Here is a 16,603-nt window from a genome sequence, read left to right as displayed (position 1 = left end):
AAAGTTTAATACTGTTTTGTTCTTGACTCTACTGAATTTAGTAGGCCAGTTAATCTTTAACCAGCCTACTTTTTACATTCCTAACCTTTTCGATTGTGATTTTGCATTACTTCCTGATAGTATTTAATCATTTTCAGTAAATGATTAATTTCTTTATAACTATCAACGTTAATTCCTTTTATCTCTTCATTTATTTTTGCTTTGTATGTGTACTCTTCTGAAACCCCTATTTGATACTTGATTAAATCGTTTTCTGTCAGCTCGAAATAGTTAATAACATTTTGAACGAATGAATATGACGGCATTTTACGATCACCTTTTTCAAGACGATATACATAAGATGGACTGCAACTAATTCCTCTCCCTGTTTCCTCAAAAGTAACTCCTTTTTTTGCCCTAGCTTCTTTTAGCAAACGACTAAAATCTAAATTACTGATTTCCATATTTCTTTTCCCCTTCCTTATTCACTGGTAATAACACCAGACCTGTTTTTTCAGTCTACTTATTCTAGTTAAATATCTAAGTATTAATAACTAAGAGAATTAATAGTTCATACCCTATGAACAAGCAATGTTTATTATTTACGTTTGTTTTATCTACCCCATTTCCTATAGTCAATGGAAAAGAAAAAAACACCTGTAGTCAATTGACTATCAGGTGTTGAAATGTTGTTTTTATTGATAATTATTGCTTTTTTATTCAATGTATCCACCACATTTAATTTATGCTTCTTGAGAGTTGTTTTACCTTTGATATTTTTACACTCTAATGTTATATCTATTTTAAATGAAAATCAACTGGTGAACTAAATTTTATGAATTTAAGAAACCAATTCCTTAAATTTGAAAGGGATTTTTGAAATACGGAGGAAAGTCCTTACGATTTTTGGGGATTAGAACAGGATTTACATCAATGGATTCCAAATCCTTGATAATTTGTCTGTACGTCGGTGCTGACATATGTTTTTTTGGAGTATCTATTGTACCTTTAGAGACGGTAGTTAGGAATTTGATTAGTTTTTCTTTTCTGTTCCTAGTATAAGAACTGTTTTTAACCACTTTCTTAGCTTCATAGACCTTATAAAAATCACCTAGTCTAAAAATTGAAAGAATGTTTTTTTTCATATAATACTCCCACATTGAGTCCACAAAATAAACAGAAAGTTTCTTTGATTGGCTATGTCCCTTTGAATCTTCTCTTTTCATCGAGTTTAAATGCTGGTTATGTAGTCTTAACTCATACCTGAGAATATTTCGCTCATAAGGTAATATTATCTCATTATTAGCCCTTCTTTCTGCTTCTTTGTCATACACAATAATTTGCACACTGTTGTTTTTGTGATATTGACTTGTTTCATATTTTAGTGGCTTCCCATTTTCGTCTTTCCCCCACTTAACCTTAACCTTAAAACGGTATAGGCTTGTATACTTCTCAAACAAGAAAAACAGTAACTTTCTATCTGTGGCTGAAGGAATGCATATGTCATATTTGTAGTCTATTCTCGTTAAAACATGTTGATCGAAGTATTCAGCAGAACCACAATATTGATCAAAAAATGTTCTTAAAATACGTTCAACCTCGTGATAATCTGTTTCTTTAATGGTGCCACGAGATAATAGTTTTGTCACATCTACTTTGCATTTAACTGTCCAATCGTTGTCACAGTTAAATATTATTGAACTAATGACTAATGCTTGATTTAATTTTTGTTTTAATCTCTGATTTAATTTTTCAACCGCAGCTTTAATGTAAGTAAATTGGTTTAAGTTAATATTGTTTAAGGTGAATAGTTGCTGTAAATCTTGGTTATTTACACCATTTACGTAGAAACTAAAGGTATGTATCATTTCATTTTTCCTCCTTACGGGAACGGGTTATCCCTTTGTACATCTAGCATTACAGGATTATTTTTTTCCCGACCCTAACTAATTTAATAGATTTCTTATCACATTCATTGGAATGTGAATAAGGCATGCTATTCAATTATGAAAATATTATTCTCTTAATAATGTTCTAGGGTTTTTACCATAAAAGCACATGAGGTTTTTATTAAAAAGTGAGGTAAAAAATTATTTATGGGGGTCGAACCAAATAAAATGGACAAAATCAAATAGGTTGGTATAAACTTTAATTAAAGATAATAACTTTACACTGTACTTCTTTCATCACCCAAGTGTAGTAACCTCAGTTATCACCCTCTCATTAAATTTCACTTTTTTAATTTCGTTCTCGCTGATCAAACCTTAATTCATAGAAGGAGGTATTAGAAGCTATTGAAAGATAATTAATTATATTTTAAAACCCTCATTTACCCCCCAAGTTGGTTATTCCAACAATAATCCACGTCAGAAAGGAAGTTCCACATGAATAATACTCATCAAACAAACTACCCTCAAGTTTTAAAAGTAGAAGATATCCAAAAAATACTAAAAATTGGCCGACGACAGGCTTATGAATTAGTCCATTCCAATACTTTTCGTACTATTCGAATTGGAAAATCCATCCGTATCCCAACTAAGAGTTTTTTTGATTGGATTAATGAACAGAGTGCTTAATTGACAAGGAAGTAATTATAGAAGATGATTGAGATATGGCAAATGACTGCTACATCTCAATTTGGGGGTGTAGTCAATACACCTCCTTTGTTTTATGAAAATAAAATAGGAGAGATGTAAAATGTCAATTCATAAAGATAAAAAAAGAGGTACTTATTACTTTGTTATAAGTAATCCAGAAGGATACCCAAAACAAATTAAAAGACGGGGATTTAAAACTAAAAAGGAGGCTATGCAGCAACAAACGTTAATTTTACATGAACTTAATCAAGGTACTTATGTAGCGACTTCAAAGATGAAATTGGATGAATTAACACAGAAATGGTTAAGAAAGAAAAAACATGAGGTTCAAGATGTAACTTATAAAGCATACGTACACCTCATTAAGACTCATATCTTGCCGTTTTTTGGTCAAATGCAAATTGATAGAATTAAACCTCTAGATGTGGAAGATTTCTATTTTCATTTGTACGATGAGAAAAACCTTTCAAAAAGGTCAGTTCAGAAAATCCATACCATAATTAAAAGTGTTTTTAGCTATGCTAGAAATATGGATTTAATCTCTAGAAATCCGTTGGACAGAATTTCCAGGCCAAAAAGCGACTCACAAGAAGTAAGTGTGTGGGACAAACATGAGCTCCAGTATTTTTTGGAGAATACAAAAAGGGACCCATTCTTCATTGCTTATCAACTAGCCTCTGTTGAAGGAATGAGACAAGGGGAGATTTTAGGCTTGAGGTGGCAAGATATTGATTTTGAAGGTCAAAGGTTAACAATACAACAAACATTGTCCAATGATGGTAAGACAATTAAGCCAGGTGCTAAAAATAAAACCAGTAAACGCCAGGTAGCTTTCACCAAAGAAACCTTAATCGCTCTTAAAAGTCATAAAGAAAAACAGGAACAAATTAAGGTTAAAACTGGGGACGTTTACAATGATAAACTGGATTTAGTTGTCTGTACAAGTCTCGGTTCACCAATTAATCCAAGCAATCTAAGGAGATCATTTAATCGCAACATAAAAAGACTTCATGTGAAAAAAATCCGGTTCCATGATTTGAGGCACACGCACGCCACGCTATGTTTAGAGTTGAACATTCATCCAAAAATTGTAGCGTCAAGATTAGGTCATGCAAATACTAGAATGACTTTAGATACTTACAGTCACTTATTGCCATCATTTCAAAATGGAGCAGTAGAAAAAATAAGTCAAGGTTTTTTTGATTAAGGATGTTTGATGACCAAAAAATGACCACACAATAATTCGATTAAATTATTCAACTCTTAAAAATAAAACAAACCCTTGATATATCAAGGGTTTAAGCATATGGAGCATATCGGGCTCGAACCGATGACCTTCTCACTGCCAGTGAGACGCTCTCCCAACTGAGCTAATGCCCCTAAACAAGATTTATTATAGCAAAATCTTGTTTAATAGAAAATAGACTATTAATCTTCAATAAATCTCGCAACATTACTATCACATTGTTGACATTTACCTTCTAAGATGATGCCTAAGTTGTCATCTTTTACACTATAATCTACGATAGTCGTTTCACCACATTTAAAACAGAACACATTACTGAGGATTCTTTTCTGAAATTCTTTAGGTAGACTTCTCCACTTTTTCTCTGCGTTAAAATCGGATACAGACAACATTTAGCCTCCATTCTTTGTTAAAGTGTAACACACAATTCGACATGATATGATAATCATATACTTTTTACGACAAAAGAGGAATGGAATATGCCAATAATAATATTTTATATGCATCATTTTATTGTGAAACGAGCCATCGCAATAAAACAAATTGCTAAAGAATGAGGTGTTGAACATGTTTGATCAAAAGACTGTAAATTTAATTAGATCCTATTCTTACGAAATAGAAAAAAGGGGCGAATTATCTCAAGAAGTTTTAGACGTCATCTATGAACAAAAATTGTTTAAGTTATTTGTTCCAGAAGATCTTGACGGAAGAATGATGCCGCTTCCTGATGCGATTAAAGTGTTTGAAGATGCCGCGTGGGTTGATGGAAGTTTTGGCTGGTTAGTGCAGATAGGTTCTGGAGCTGGCTTTTTCGTCACAACGATGGAACCCGACTGGGCCAGTGAAGTGTTCGGTAAACGTGACGTTTATATTGCGGGGAGTGATCGTCCATCGGGTAAAGCCCGAGCTGTTGATGGCGGCTATATTGTAACTGGTGAATGGAAGTTTTGCAGTGGTTCAAAGCATGCAACGGCCTTTACAGCTAATGCACACGTTCAAGGTTCTGACATTACACATGCATTTACCTTTTTACCTGAACAAGTTGAAGTGATTGAAGACTGGGATGCGTTCGGTCTTAAAGGAACAAACAGTCATACGTTTAAAGTTCAGGAAGCATTTGTACCCGAAAACCGAACATTTGACGTCTTGAAGCCTCATTTTCACTTTGACAACCCGGTTTACCATTATCCATTTGTGCCATTTGCTGCAGCCAATATTGCCGCTACAACGATTGGAATTGCGAGGCACTTTTTTGAAGAAGCAAAAAGACTGGTTGAAAGTAAAAAGGAATTGTGGCAGCAGTATGAACCCGGGCGTTTTGAGCAGGTTACGAAGAAGATTAACGAGATGGAGACACCTTTTAAGGATGAGGTGGAAAAGTTCCATGTATTAATTGATCGCACTTGGGATCAGCATGTCCGAGGTGAAATGTTATCAGATTTAGATTTAATCGACCTGCAGGAATTATGCAAGTCTGCTGCTGGACGTGCAGTGAGTGGAGCTCAAGTGATTTACCGATTCTTAGGAATGGGCGCCATAATGGAAAGCACTGATTTGAACCGAATTTACCGTGATCTTCACGCCGCCTCGCAGCATAAATTATTAGTTTAGAAAGCATCAATTCACTACCGTTTTGATGCTTTCTACATAGTTAAAAAGCCAGTCGACATCAATGGGTCCATTAATAACCTCATAATACTCCGTGTTCAGCCTTAATCGACTCTCAAATATGCTTGTAAAAATGGGGCGGTCTTCAGTTTGAATATTAAGTGAAATTCCCTTTTCTCCTATGAAAGAGTCCCATTCACTGTCTCGCATCTTTTTTACATTATATCGGCTTAAAAACTCCATAATTTCATCTGCGTGCTCTTTTTGAGTTGTTCTTATATCAAGTCCCATTACCATTAATCCCTCGAATTCATCTGATTCATAATCCATCGCCTCAACTAAACCTTTTTCTTTATATTCGTTATAATACATGAGAGAAGCGACTAGGATTGGTGTAAGAATAATCGCATTAATCAAAACGATTCTTGTCGCTTTTTTCTGATTGGCAATGAATTTAACCAGCTCTTCTGATATGTAAGCGGTGAACGGAATGACACCTAAAATATAAAGTAGAATAATGACAAAAGGCATAAAGACACTTGTCTCTAAACTATCAGGTATGAACTGTACTTTCATAAAAAATAGCCTGTATAAATACGAATTGATTATGATGAGTATGATAAAAAACACCCAGAATAATAATTTATTTTTCATAATATCCCCCTAACTTAAGATATATTCTTTAAGAGCGAACTTTTTCCTTCTTAAATATGAAAAAACCTCCTAGCTATCTGGCAAGGAGGTTGAAAATAATATTTGAAATGTTTTATGGATTATTTAAATTCTATGAATGTATATCTGACTCTATAAAAGGTTCTCCAATTTCTATGAACGGATCTCAGCCTTCTATCAACGGAACTTTACTTCCTATAAACGTAAGTTCGCTTTCTATGAACGTAACTTTGCTTTCTATAAACGTAACTCCGCTTTCTATAAACGTAACTCCGCTTTCTATAAACGTAACTCCGCTTTTCATGAACGGATCTGTCTCCCCCACTACTTATCCTTCTCAAACAACACAATCAATCCTGGGAGTAAGACACCTCTAATAATAAACGTGTCAATCAGAATCCCAACTGCCACAATAAAGCCGAAGACGAATAGTAATTGAATCGGCTGGGTCATTAAGACAGCAAAGGTTGCAGCTAAAATCAGACCGGCTGATGAAATCACGCCTCCAGTATTGGCAACGGCGAGTTCGACTGCTTTCTTAACTGAATGTTTTTTGCGCTCTTCTTGAAATCTTGAAACGAGCATGATGTTGTAGTCAATCCCAAGAGCTACTAAAAAGACAAAAGCATAGAGTGGTACCCGGTTACTGATTGTATCAATACCAAAGAATAATTCAGTTAAAAACATGCCGAGACCTAACGCTGCTAAGAACGAAACTAAAATCGTTCCCATCATATAAATTGGCATTTTAAATGAACGGGTTAAGGCCACTAGCATGGCGAATATTAAAATCGTCTCTAACGTCACAATAACTATAATGTCTCGATTGTTTACTTCACGGTCATCGACGATCCGTGCCGTTTCGCCTGCAAAATAAAGGTCTCCCTCAACGCCAATTTCATTTAAAATATCTTCAGAGGATTGTATCGTATTTTCTAACGCATTAATGGCTTCAGTCTCGTAAGGATTTTCAGAATAAGTTAACGTAAAACTAATCACCTCACCATCTTCTGTCATCCCATCAATGCTTACGTTATTCACCACTGGCTCTGAGCTTAGTTCATCCACGAATGCTTGTTGCTCTTCATCTGTAATCGTCTCTTCACCTTCAAAAAGAACGGTAGTTGGTGCAAGACTACCTGGGTCAAAGTTGTTTTCTAACACTTCATAACCTTCTCTAGAAGGCATATCTTCCGGAAATGCATTTAATGTATTAAATTCATATTTTAGATTAAACATGTTTAATGCCGAGATGATTAAGAAGATTGCTACAACAACGACTGACACGACAGGTCTTTTAACAATGCCACGCCCCACCTTATTCCAAAAAGAATGACTCTTTAGTTTCTCATCTCCAACTTTAGGAATTTTCGGCCAGAACGAACGCCTGCCAAACAGCGTAAATAAAGCTGGAACTAACGTAACTGATGCAATAACAATAACCGCCATGGCTGTTGCGAAAGTCGGAGCAAAGTTTTGATAGTCTCCGCTTTTAGCGAAAAATAGCACTAGCATAGCTGCAAGCACGGTACCGCCAGAGAAAAATACAGGCATTCCTGTATGCCTCATGGCAAGTCGCATCGCATCGAATTTATTTTCATGATCTTTAAGCTCTTCTCGATATCTTGAAAATACAAACAATGAATAGTCGATTACAGCCGCAAAGAGTAAAATTGACATAATCGAAGTCGTTTGCGAGGTTAGAGCTAGACCTTGAGAGCCTAGAATTCCTAATGTTTGCATAATAACTTCATATACAAATGCTGCTGCCAAAAGTGGTATTAATGCTAGTAATGGCGATCGATAAATCACGACTAGTAATATTAAAATAATGCCCACTGTCGAAAATATTAAGACTAGATCTGCTCTTGAAAATAATTCTGTTGAATCAACTGAAATTCCGGCAGGTCCCGTAATGTATAATTCAAGATTTTCATCATTGTTTACGATGTCGTACACTTGTTCATTTGCTTTCTGGATGTCGCTCGTTTCCAAAGAAGATTTATATGTCATTGGGAGAAAAGCTGTCGTTTGATCATCTGAAAGAAACTGGCTTACTGCTTGAGGCGGCATTTGATCTACTGGGACAATATCTTTAAAGCCATTAACCTCTTCACTTCTAATTTTTTTAACAATACTTGATAGCTGTTCCTGATTGATTTCTTCTTTTCCTTCAAACACAAGTAAAGCTAAGATTCCGTCATCTTCTGAGAAATATTCGTTCACTTTTTTCTCAGCGATCACAGACTGCTGATCTTCAGGTAGGGATTGAATGCTTGGGACTTCATAATCTTTTGGACTTGGTGCAAACACAGCTAATAAGACTGACGCCAGAACCCAAATTGCTAGCGTGATCCAAACCCCTTTTTTCGTTACGACCCTATCTGTTATACCCCTTAAGAATTTTTCCACTGATATCTAGTCTCCCTTCCAGTTAAAGTGACACAAACGTCACTTTATATAAAAAATAAATGACACACCTGTCACTTTCATTATCTGCGATGACCTAAAGCGTGTCAATTCAGTCTTTTGAACATTCCGTGTCGGATAACATCTTTAATTGATTTCACCCATTCTTCATAAGGTACACCAAAGTGATTCGGAATAACAATCGATTGAAAAATAAATCCTAACACTAATGGTTCCGGTATTCTTTCTCTTACCTTACCCTGTTTCTGTCCTAACCTAACCACACTTAATAAATTGTTATACAAATCTAAGTGCTTAGCTTCTAATTTTTCATGATTTAGTTTTGCTTTTTCATTATCTTGCACAGGAATATCCCGGCCCATTTCAATTAGCTTCTGAAGCTCTTGATTACGGAACATCACATCTAGTAAGAAGTCAAGCTGCTCATCGAAAGTTGCGAACTGATGAATCTCCTTCAATTCCTCTAAATACTTATTCATTTCATACAGCATATATTCCGTGATTAAATCCTCTTTATTTTCAAAGTACTTATAAATCGTTCCTCTTGAAACGTTTAATTTTTCTGCCAATGTGCTAATTGAAAAACCTTCATACCCATGCTCTAGTAATAGAGCTTTAGTCATTTGAAATAGCTCTTGAGTTGTAAATTTCTTCTGCCGAGCCATGCGATCACCTCTATGGCTATTATACCACTTTTGACATAAGCCAATGGTTTACATGTTCGAGGAAATTAACTTTTTTCATAACACCTTTTCTCCCTATCCCTATATAAATTCAAACAATTTTAACAAATTCCTTTTTGACAAACCATTCTTTTTCTTGTAAATTATCAATGTACGAACATTATATAAATATTTGTTTTAAATATTCGTTTTTAGGGGAGATAAACATGGAAAATGTATTTGATTATGAAGATGTACAGTTAATTCCCGCAAAATGTATTGTTAATAGTCGTTCAGAATGTGATTCGTCGGTAGAATTCGGAGGACACCACTTTAAACTTCCAGTGGTTCCGGCTAACATGCAAACGATTATTGATGAAAAAGTTGCTACTTATTTAGCTGAAAATGGCTATTTCTATATTATGCACCGCTTTGAACCAGAAAGGCGAATGCAGTTTGTTAAAGATATGCAGGAGCGTCTGCTAATCACATCAATTAGCGTTGGAGTTAAACCTGAAGAATATGAGTTTATCAAACAATTAGCAGATGGAAACTTAACACCAGATTTTATAACGATCGATATTGCACATGGTCATGCCGATTCTGTTGTGGGTATGATTAAGCACATCAAACAGCACTTACCTGGAGCTTTTGTTATTGCCGGTAACGTCGGGACGCCAGAAGCTGTTCGTGAGCTTGAGAACGCAGGCGCCGACGCAACTAAAGTTGGAATTGGACCAGGAAAAGTTTGTATTACTAAAATTAAAACCGGTTTTGGCACAGGAGGCTGGCAATTAGCTGCCATCCGTCTTTGCGCGAAAGCCGCTTCAAAACCAGTTATAGCTGATGGTGGCATCAGGACTCATGGTGACATCGCTAAATCGATTCGTTTCGGGGCTTCGATGGTTATGATTGGCTCACTATTCGCAGGACATGAGGAATCACCGGGTGAAACAGTTGAAAAAGACGGAAAGCTTTATAAAGAATATTTCGGTTCCGCTTCAGAATTTCAAAAAGGTGAAAAGAAGAACGTCGAGGGCAAAAAAGAATGGGTTGAACATCGTGGCTACTTACAAGATACGTTAACGGAGATGGAACAAGACCTCCAATCAGCTATCTCTTACGCAGGCGGAACTAAGCTTGACGCGATTCGCCATGTGGACTATGTTATTGTAAAAAACTCCATTTTTAATGGGGATAAAGTTTATTAAAAAATTAGTTTTTTCCGCATTTTAGACTTTTTAGTTCGTAATTGTGTTGGGACTGTTCGCATCTCAGCGAGAACTGTCCGCATCCGAGCGAGATTTGTTCGCATCTGAGCAAGAATTGTTCGCGTCCGGGCGAGAACTGTTTTCAATCGGTCATTCAAAATGAAAAAATCCTGCGGGTCCGCAGGATTTTTCCTTATTCATCTTTCTTTAATTTCTTATTCGCTTCTACATCTCCTAACCCGAGCTCTTTTCCTTCCTTGAATATGGATTTGATAAAGCTAAAGGTCATGAGGAGCATTATCACTGAAAATGGCAAGGCTGCTATGATCATGGTATTTTCCAGTGCTTGAAGTCCGCCTGTATATAGTAAGGCTAAAGCTGTTGCCGATAGCAAAGCACCCCACACTAGCTTCACTCGTTGGCCTGGCTCATGTGACCCTCCAGTTGTCATCATACCTAATACAAACGTTCCTGAATCAGCAGAAGTGATAAAAAACGTACCGATTAGGATCATCGCAACTATCGATGCTAACATACCTAAAGGAAAATTTGAAAACACTCCGAACAACGCTTCTTCCGTGGCCAGTTCAGAGATTACATCCATTCCGTTATGTTCAAGCGAGATCGCTGTACCCCCAAACGTGGAAAACCACAAGAAACCAATTAGAGAAGGGACTATTAAGACAGTAAAGACGAATTCACGAATCGATCTTCCTTTTGAGACCCTAGCGATAAAAATACCGACAAACGGCGACCAGGCAATCCACCATGCCCAGTAGAATACTGTCCAGCCGTTAATCCACGCTCTAAGTTCCTCGTTCAGAGGTGCAATTCGGAAACTCATCGCAGGTAGTTGTTGAAAATAAGTTCCAATTGAATTAGTAAAAATATTTAAGATAAACAATGTTGGTCCAACAATAAACATTAATAAAAATAATAATACGGCAAGTATCATGTTTACATTACTTAAAATCTTGATTCCTTTTCCAAGGCCTGTCCATGCAGAGATCATAAACAAAACGGTTACGATAGAAATGATGATCAGCTGCATAAAAAAACTTGTCGGCATATCAAATAAGAACGATAATCCACCGTTTATTTGCACGGCACCAAAACCTAATGTTGTGGCCACCCCAATGACCGTTGCGATTACGGCTAGGACATCAATTAACCGCCCGAAATTCCCTTCCATACTTTTACCAAACAAAGGATGAAGAGTCGCGCTAATCAGCCCCATTTTGTCATGCCTAAAGTTAAAATACGCTAATACGAGCGCGACAATACCGTAGATTGCCCACGCATGAACACCCCAGTGAAAAAATGTAAAGCGCATTGCATCTTTAATTGCTTGATCAGTACCTGTTTCTAACGTTGGCGAGCTAACGGCATAGTGACTAATCGGTTCAGCCGCGCCCCAGAAGACAAGTCCAATCCCCATCCCTGCACTAAACAACATCGCAATCCAAGTCGGTCTTGAGAACTCAGGCTTTTCGCCTGGCTTACCTAATCGAATTTTTCCTAAGGGCGTAAATAAAAAAACTAGACAAACTAAAACAAAAAACGTTACAACAATTAAATAATACCATCCAAAAGCATTGGCAATTACACCTTGGACGTCGGTTGTGACTTGCTCTAACCAATCTGGCCAAACCATACCAACAATCACTAATATAAGCATAATCCCTGCTGCAATCTTAAATACAGGTGTTAATTTAGCTAACATATAAGAGCCCCTTTCTTGATGACAATCCCTATGCTTATATTATCTTTAGGAAGCTCTTAATTATTCAGCTATAAAATAGAGGATGGGATAAAATAAAAATAGCTTTTCTATAAACGAATTTGAGTGTTATTAGCGTAGTCAAAATGCAAGACTCCTCCAGGAACAGCACGAGCTGAAAATCACGCCAAACGAACGGAACGAGTTTGGGGAAGCCCGCGCCGTGCCTGCGGAAAGCGAAGCATTTTGACACAGCTTGTTAGATTAATTTTAGTTGTTTTAACCCTTCATAAATACCGTTTTCATCAACGCCTGCAGTTACATACTTAGCTGCTTTTTTAGCTTCTACAAGTCCGTTTCCCATCGCAAAACTATGATAGATCTTCTTTAACATTTCTAAATCATTTAGTGCATCTCCAAAGGCCACTTGCCTTTCAGAAGGAATGCCAATTTCGTCTATGACTCGATCAATTCCTTCTGCTTTGGACCCTCCCGCAGGTAGGATATCAACAGACACACGATGCCATCTTATAAAATCAAATTCCTCAAACTGATCGACATAGGGCTGCTCTTCCCCTTTCACACAAAACAAGAGTGACTGGTACAACTCGCGTCCTATATAATCTGGATCATGCGCTGGATACTGATCAATTTTCAGCGTTGAAATACTCTCATTAATATAATCATGATCAGGGACATTGGCTTTCATATCCTCTGCATCCATATACACAATTGGATGGTCATGTTCTAAAGCTTTTTCCGTCAATGCTTCTAGAGCTCTTTTGTCCAGTGGACTTTTGTAAATGACTTTACCATTTAGCACGACATACTGTCCGTTATAACTAACGTAAGTATCAATTCCTAATTCCTCACGCAGCTCTTTGAACATAAAAGGAGCTCGTCCAGTTGCGATTGCAGCTTCGTGACCGTTTTCCTGAAGCCGTTTAATGGCTTCTTTTGTACTGTCAGGTAATTTCTTATGTTGATCCAATAACGTTCCATCTATATCAAAAAATACAATATGCTTTTTCATTTGACCCTTCCTTTCCCTTAAGAATCATAACACTTCCTCGTATAAAATGTCATAAAAAATGTTAAGATGGTAATAGCGTAAAACGTTAGGGTGAGTGAGAATTGATAACAAAATCCGAGATTAAAAATAGATTTCAAAAAAGAATGTATTCAAGGGGACAAAATTATTTTAAACGTAACGCCGTCAAAAACTTAAAATTTGTACCAGAAAGTAATTCTTGGATGGCAACCGTTAATGGTTCAGAGCCATATCTTGTTCATATAAACCTTGAAAGTGATGATTATTCCCATCATTGTTCGTGTCCTGCACATGATACATTTGGTGAATGTAAGCACGTTGTAGCAGTTTTATTTAAAATTGCTGAAAAGTCTAGCGATGAACAAGAAACTAAAAAAGCCTCACAAAAAGATCAATTAATCCAAACGTTATTCGGAAATTCAAGGCCTTCCCAAGAGATAGATCATTCTAGTATGTTAATTGATGCTTTTACAGATTCTCTAAAGTCTAATAACCAGATGTCACAGAATTTGGATGTGCTCGAAACTGAATTCACGTTAATTTTAGACCGCAAACTCTGGCTCGGTTATCAATTTTCAATTGAAATGAAGGTAGGAGTTGGACGGACGTACGTTGTTAAAAACTTAAAACGATTTATCGAAAGTGTCATGAATCAAGATGAGCATATGTTTACACCGAACTTTTCCTATCAGCCAGATCAGCATATGTTTACGAGTTATGATGATCAAATCATTAAGATTTTAATCGATATTTATAAGAACGATGAATTTTACGACAGCCGGTTTAGTCAAGGTTCATCTTCAAAAGGGATGGTGATCCCACCTGCCTTTGCAGATCAGTTATTGCCGTTATTAGCTGAGTCAGGTGCTGAGTTTAAAGATGAACTGCGTAACTATTCATACTTTGAGTGCGCGCATGATATTGTACCATTCGATTTCCAATTAAATGAATCTTCACAAGGATACGAACTTAATTTAAGTTTGATGCCGCATGCAAATTATATTAAGAATTATGACCTTATCCAGGTTAATAATTCTTTGTTTAAGCTAAATGACCAACAAAAAGAAGTCGTGGATCGTTCTTTTAAACATATCCAAGGTTTAGATAAAATTCATATCCAGCCACACCAAATTGATACGTTCATCTCACAAGTGCTGCCTAATCTTGAACAAATCGGTCAGGTTGAACTATCTGAAAAAGTCTCTGAATCAATGGTAAAACCGACTCTCAAGACGACCATGCATCTCGATTGGGATGGGCTAAGATTAACGGCACAGGTGCGTTATAACTACCACAACATCTCAATAGATCCAATGAAGCCGTCTAATAGCCATCAGCCCAAAGATAAAATATTAGTTCGGGACCATGCTAAAGAACAGCAAGTGATGCGATTTATTGAACACGCCGGGTTTAAGTATAATGGAGATGAGCTTTATTTAAATTCAGAACTCGAGATTTTTAGTTTTCTATATGAACAACTGCCTGTCGTTGAAGATGAAGTTGATGTTTATTTAACACAGGCTGTGAAAAATTTATTATTTGATGAGATTGATTACCCAACAATCAATGTTGATTACGACTCTAACCAAAACTACTTAGAAGTCAATTTTGATATTGGTGATATTGACCACGAAGAAATCAGTCAGCTTTTGCAATCGGTTGTGGAGAGGAAGCGTTACTACAGACTTCCAAATGGCTCTTTTGTTCCGCTTCAGGACGAATCACTAACACAGATGACACACTTGCTGAATGATTTAAACTTAAAACCTAAAGATGTTGAAAATGGATCTGTACAGCTACCGTCGTACCGAGGCTTACAGCTAGAAGATGCCGTATCACAAGGAATGAAGAAAAAATACAATGAAGCCTTTCAGCAACTTATTGATGATATTAAATCACCGAGTCAGGCTACAACACCATTACCAGATACCTTAGATGCTGATCTTCGTGATTATCAGAAAACAGGCTTTCAGTGGTTATCTTCATTAAGTCGTTATGGATTTGGAGGCATTTTGGCAGACGACATGGGTCTAGGTAAAACATTGCAAAGTATTGCCTTTTTACTTTCTCAGCGCGAAAAGTACCCAGATTCTATGCCAGCTCTAGTCGTTTCGCCTGCCTCTCTCGTTTATAATTGGCAAGCAGAATTTGAGAAATTTGCGCCAACCATGCAGGTTCAAATTATAAGCGGAACAGCCGGCGAACGAAAACAGCTTTTAGAACAATTACAAGATGTGGATGTGTTGATCACATCTTATCCGCTTCTACGCCAGGACAGCGAGCAATATGAAGAGTTGCAGTTCTCAACGCTTATCCTTGATGAAGCGCAGGCCATTAAAAACCATTTAACCAAACAAGCTAAAGCAGTCCGTTCCATTCGGGCGAAGGAACGTTTTGCTTTAAGTGGTACACCGATTGAAAATTCACTCGATGAATTATGGTCCATTTTTGACGTGATTCTGCCTAAGTTTTTTCCTAACAAAAAGGAATTCAAAAACTTATCAGAAGATCAGATTTCAAGCATGAGCCGGCCATTTATCCTGCGCCGCGTGAAACAAGATGTGTTAAAAGAATTACCAGATAAAATTGAATCCGTGCAGTATTCGGATTTAACCAAACAACAGAAAGAATTGTACCTTGGTTACTTAGATAAAATTAAAAACGAGACGGCCGATGCCTTAAGTGAGGGACTTCAGAAAAATCGAATGAAAATTTTAGCTGGACTGACAAGGCTTCGTCAGCTCTGTTGTCATCCTTCATTATTTATCGAGGGCTACGACGGGGAGTCAGGTAAAATGAACCAGCTACTCGATATGGTTGATAGTGCCCGTGAGAACGGTCATCGCATCCTGATTTTTTCTCAGTTTGCGAGCATGCTTAAAATCATGAAAAAGGAATTTGAAGAAGAAGGCCGTGATGTTTTTTATCTAGATGGTCAAACACCTTCAAAAGAACGCGTCGAAAAGGTTAACCGGTTTAATGACGGTGAAAAAGAAATTTTCCTTATATCTCTTAAAGCCGGTGGTACCGGGCTGAACTTAACAGGAGCTGACACCGTCATCCTGTATGATCTATGGTGGAATCCTGCTGTTGAAGAGCAAGCTGCTGGACGTGCGCACCGAATCGGTCAGAAAAACGTTGTCCAAGTGCACCGTTTAATTACGAAGGGCACGATTGAGGAAAAAATCTATTCCTTACAACAACGAAAACGAGAATTGATTGAAAACGTGATTAAACCAGGTGAAACGATGTTTAGTAGTCTGAATGAAGATGAGATTAGGGAGTTGTTAAGCATTTAGAGGCAATATCGACCCTTATTTGGAATTTATCGACCCCATTTTTAAAAATATCAGCCACGAATTCTGTCGACGAAGTAAAAATTGTTAATTTATCGAACCCAAAATGAATTTTATCGAACCTTTTATAT

14 protein-coding genes and 1 tRNA gene are annotated in these 16,603 nt (G+C 36.9%); 5 read left to right on the top strand and 10 right to left on the bottom strand.

Going from position 1 to position 16,603, the window contains the following annotated elements; translation table 11 throughout:
* Positions 1-80: 80 nt before the first annotated feature.
* Together ACFSW4_RS04365 and ACFSW4_RS04360 are read right to left on the bottom strand one after the other, a co-directional pair.
* Positions 81-443: a helix-turn-helix domain-containing protein gene (locus ACFSW4_RS04365; RefSeq protein WP_377327678.1), complete on the bottom strand. Its 363-nt coding sequence runs from the start codon at positions 441-443 to the stop codon at positions 81-83.
* A gap of 393 nt (positions 444-836) precedes the next feature.
* A complete protein-coding gene (locus tag ACFSW4_RS04360) occupies positions 837-1,847 on the bottom strand; it encodes a hypothetical protein (RefSeq protein WP_054752578.1) in 1,011 nt (336 codons plus the stop codon).
* Positions 1,848-2,363: 516 nt separating this feature from the next.
* Here ACFSW4_RS04360 and ACFSW4_RS04355 point away from each other — a divergent pair.
* On the top strand, positions 2,364-2,555 hold the full coding sequence (locus ACFSW4_RS04355) for a helix-turn-helix domain-containing protein (protein ID WP_054752580.1): 192 nt from the start codon (positions 2,364-2,366) through the stop codon (positions 2,553-2,555).
* A gap of 121 nt (positions 2,556-2,676) precedes the next feature.
* Positions 2,677-3,783 (top strand): tyrosine-type recombinase/integrase, encoded by a 1,107-nt coding sequence (locus tag ACFSW4_RS04350; RefSeq protein ID WP_377327676.1) that lies wholly within the window; start codon positions 2,677-2,679, stop codon positions 3,781-3,783.
* Between the two features lie 100 nt (positions 3,784-3,883).
* On the opposite strand, the gene ACFSW4_RS04345 is transcribed toward ACFSW4_RS04350, so the two are convergent.
* A tRNA-Ala gene (locus ACFSW4_RS04345) sits at positions 3,884-3,956 on the bottom strand.
* A gap of 48 nt (positions 3,957-4,004) precedes the next feature.
* Positions 4,005-4,211, bottom strand: a complete 207-nt coding sequence (locus ACFSW4_RS04340) for a hypothetical protein (protein WP_054752582.1) — start codon at positions 4,209-4,211, stop codon at positions 4,005-4,007.
* Positions 4,212-4,389: 178 nt separating this feature from the next.
* Here ACFSW4_RS04340 and ACFSW4_RS04335 point away from each other — a divergent pair, with 178 nt between their 5' ends.
* Positions 4,390-5,433: an acyl-CoA dehydrogenase gene (locus ACFSW4_RS04335; protein WP_377327674.1), complete on the top strand. Its 1,044-nt coding sequence runs from the start codon at positions 4,390-4,392 to the stop codon at positions 5,431-5,433.
* A 6-nt stretch (positions 5,434-5,439) separates the two neighbouring features.
* On the opposite strand, the gene ACFSW4_RS04330 is transcribed toward ACFSW4_RS04335, so the two are convergent.
* The 4 genes from ACFSW4_RS04330 to ACFSW4_RS04315 all read right to left on the bottom strand — a co-directional run bounded on the left by ACFSW4_RS04330 (position 5,440) and on the right by ACFSW4_RS04315 (position 9,197).
* Positions 5,440-6,084, bottom strand: coding sequence for a hypothetical protein (locus ACFSW4_RS04330; RefSeq protein ID WP_377327672.1), 645 nt, complete (start codon positions 6,082-6,084; stop codon positions 5,440-5,442).
* A gap of 184 nt (positions 6,085-6,268) precedes the next feature.
* Entirely contained in the window at positions 6,269-6,427 is a 159-nt protein-coding gene (locus ACFSW4_RS04325; RefSeq protein ID WP_279401411.1) for a hypothetical protein, read from the bottom strand.
* Positions 6,427-8,514, bottom strand: a complete 2,088-nt coding sequence (locus tag ACFSW4_RS04320; RefSeq protein ID WP_377327670.1) for an MMPL family transporter — start codon at positions 8,512-8,514, stop codon at positions 6,427-6,429. Before ACFSW4_RS04320 ends, ACFSW4_RS04325 begins: the two co-directional genes overlap by 1 nt.
* Before the next feature lie 104 nt (positions 8,515-8,618).
* The gene (locus ACFSW4_RS04315; RefSeq protein ID WP_054752589.1) at positions 8,619-9,197 is read right to left on the bottom strand and encodes a TetR/AcrR family transcriptional regulator; all 579 of its coding nucleotides are present in this window, start codon (positions 9,195-9,197) and stop codon (positions 8,619-8,621) included.
* Positions 9,198-9,421: 224 nt separating this feature from the next.
* On the opposite strand from ACFSW4_RS04315, the gene guaC reads away from it, so the two are divergent.
* Positions 9,422-10,405, top strand: a complete 984-nt coding sequence (gene guaC / locus ACFSW4_RS04310) for a GMP reductase (RefSeq protein WP_377327668.1) — start codon at positions 9,422-9,424, stop codon at positions 10,403-10,405.
* A gap of 193 nt (positions 10,406-10,598) precedes the next feature.
* Here the strand turns inward: guaC and ACFSW4_RS04305 are convergent, their stop codons facing one another.
* Positions 10,599-12,128: a BCCT family transporter gene (locus ACFSW4_RS04305; protein WP_377327666.1), complete on the bottom strand. Its 1,530-nt coding sequence runs from the start codon at positions 12,126-12,128 to the stop codon at positions 10,599-10,601.
* Positions 12,129-12,384: 256 nt separating this feature from the next.
* Entirely contained in the window at positions 12,385-13,158 is a 774-nt protein-coding gene (locus ACFSW4_RS04300) for a Cof-type HAD-IIB family hydrolase (protein WP_377327664.1), read from the bottom strand.
* Between the two features lie 101 nt (positions 13,159-13,259).
* Here ACFSW4_RS04300 and ACFSW4_RS04295 point away from each other — a divergent pair, with 101 nt between their 5' ends.
* Positions 13,260-16,475, top strand: coding sequence for a DEAD/DEAH box helicase (locus ACFSW4_RS04295; RefSeq protein WP_377327662.1), 3,216 nt, complete (start codon positions 13,260-13,262; stop codon positions 16,473-16,475).
* Positions 16,476-16,603: the final 128 nt, after the last annotated feature.

Origin of the sequence: Piscibacillus salipiscarius (assembly GCF_042685285.1) — a bacterium.
Taxonomy (GTDB): domain Bacteria; phylum Bacillota; class Bacilli; order Bacillales; family Alkalibacillaceae; genus Piscibacillus; species Piscibacillus salipiscarius.
The sequence above is the reverse complement of the archived record's forward strand: the minus strand, read 5'-3'. Positions and strand labels throughout refer to the sequence as shown.

Bases quoted from the DNA above. Each gene is read 5' to 3' on its own strand.
- guaC (WP_377327668.1), top strand. From the start codon at position 9,422: ATGGAAAATGTATTTGATTATGAAGATGTACAGTTAATTCCCGCAAAA.
- ACFSW4_RS04355 (WP_054752580.1), top strand. From the start codon at position 2,364: ATGAATAATACTCATCAAACAAACTACCCTCAAGTTTTAAAAGTAGAA.
- ACFSW4_RS04365 (WP_377327678.1), bottom strand. From the start codon at position 443: ATGGAAATCAGTAATTTAGATTTTAGTCGTTTGCTAAAAGAAGCTAGG.
- ACFSW4_RS04305 (WP_377327666.1), bottom strand. From the start codon at position 12,128: ATGTTAGCTAAATTAACACCTGTATTTAAGATTGCAGCAGGGATTATG.
- ACFSW4_RS04350 (WP_377327676.1), top strand. From the start codon at position 2,677: ATGTCAATTCATAAAGATAAAAAAAGAGGTACTTATTACTTTGTTATA.
- ACFSW4_RS04300 (WP_377327664.1), bottom strand. From the start codon at position 13,158: ATGAAAAAGCATATTGTATTTTTTGATATAGATGGAACGTTATTGGAT.
- ACFSW4_RS04330 (WP_377327672.1), bottom strand. From the start codon at position 6,084: ATGAAAAATAAATTATTATTCTGGGTGTTTTTTATCATACTCATCATA.
- ACFSW4_RS04335 (WP_377327674.1), top strand. From the start codon at position 4,390: ATGTTTGATCAAAAGACTGTAAATTTAATTAGATCCTATTCTTACGAA.
- ACFSW4_RS04360 (WP_054752578.1), bottom strand. From the start codon at position 1,847: ATGATACATACCTTTAGTTTCTACGTAAATGGTGTAAATAACCAAGAT.
- ACFSW4_RS04315 (WP_054752589.1), bottom strand. From the start codon at position 9,197: ATGGCTCGGCAGAAGAAATTTACAACTCAAGAGCTATTTCAAATGACT.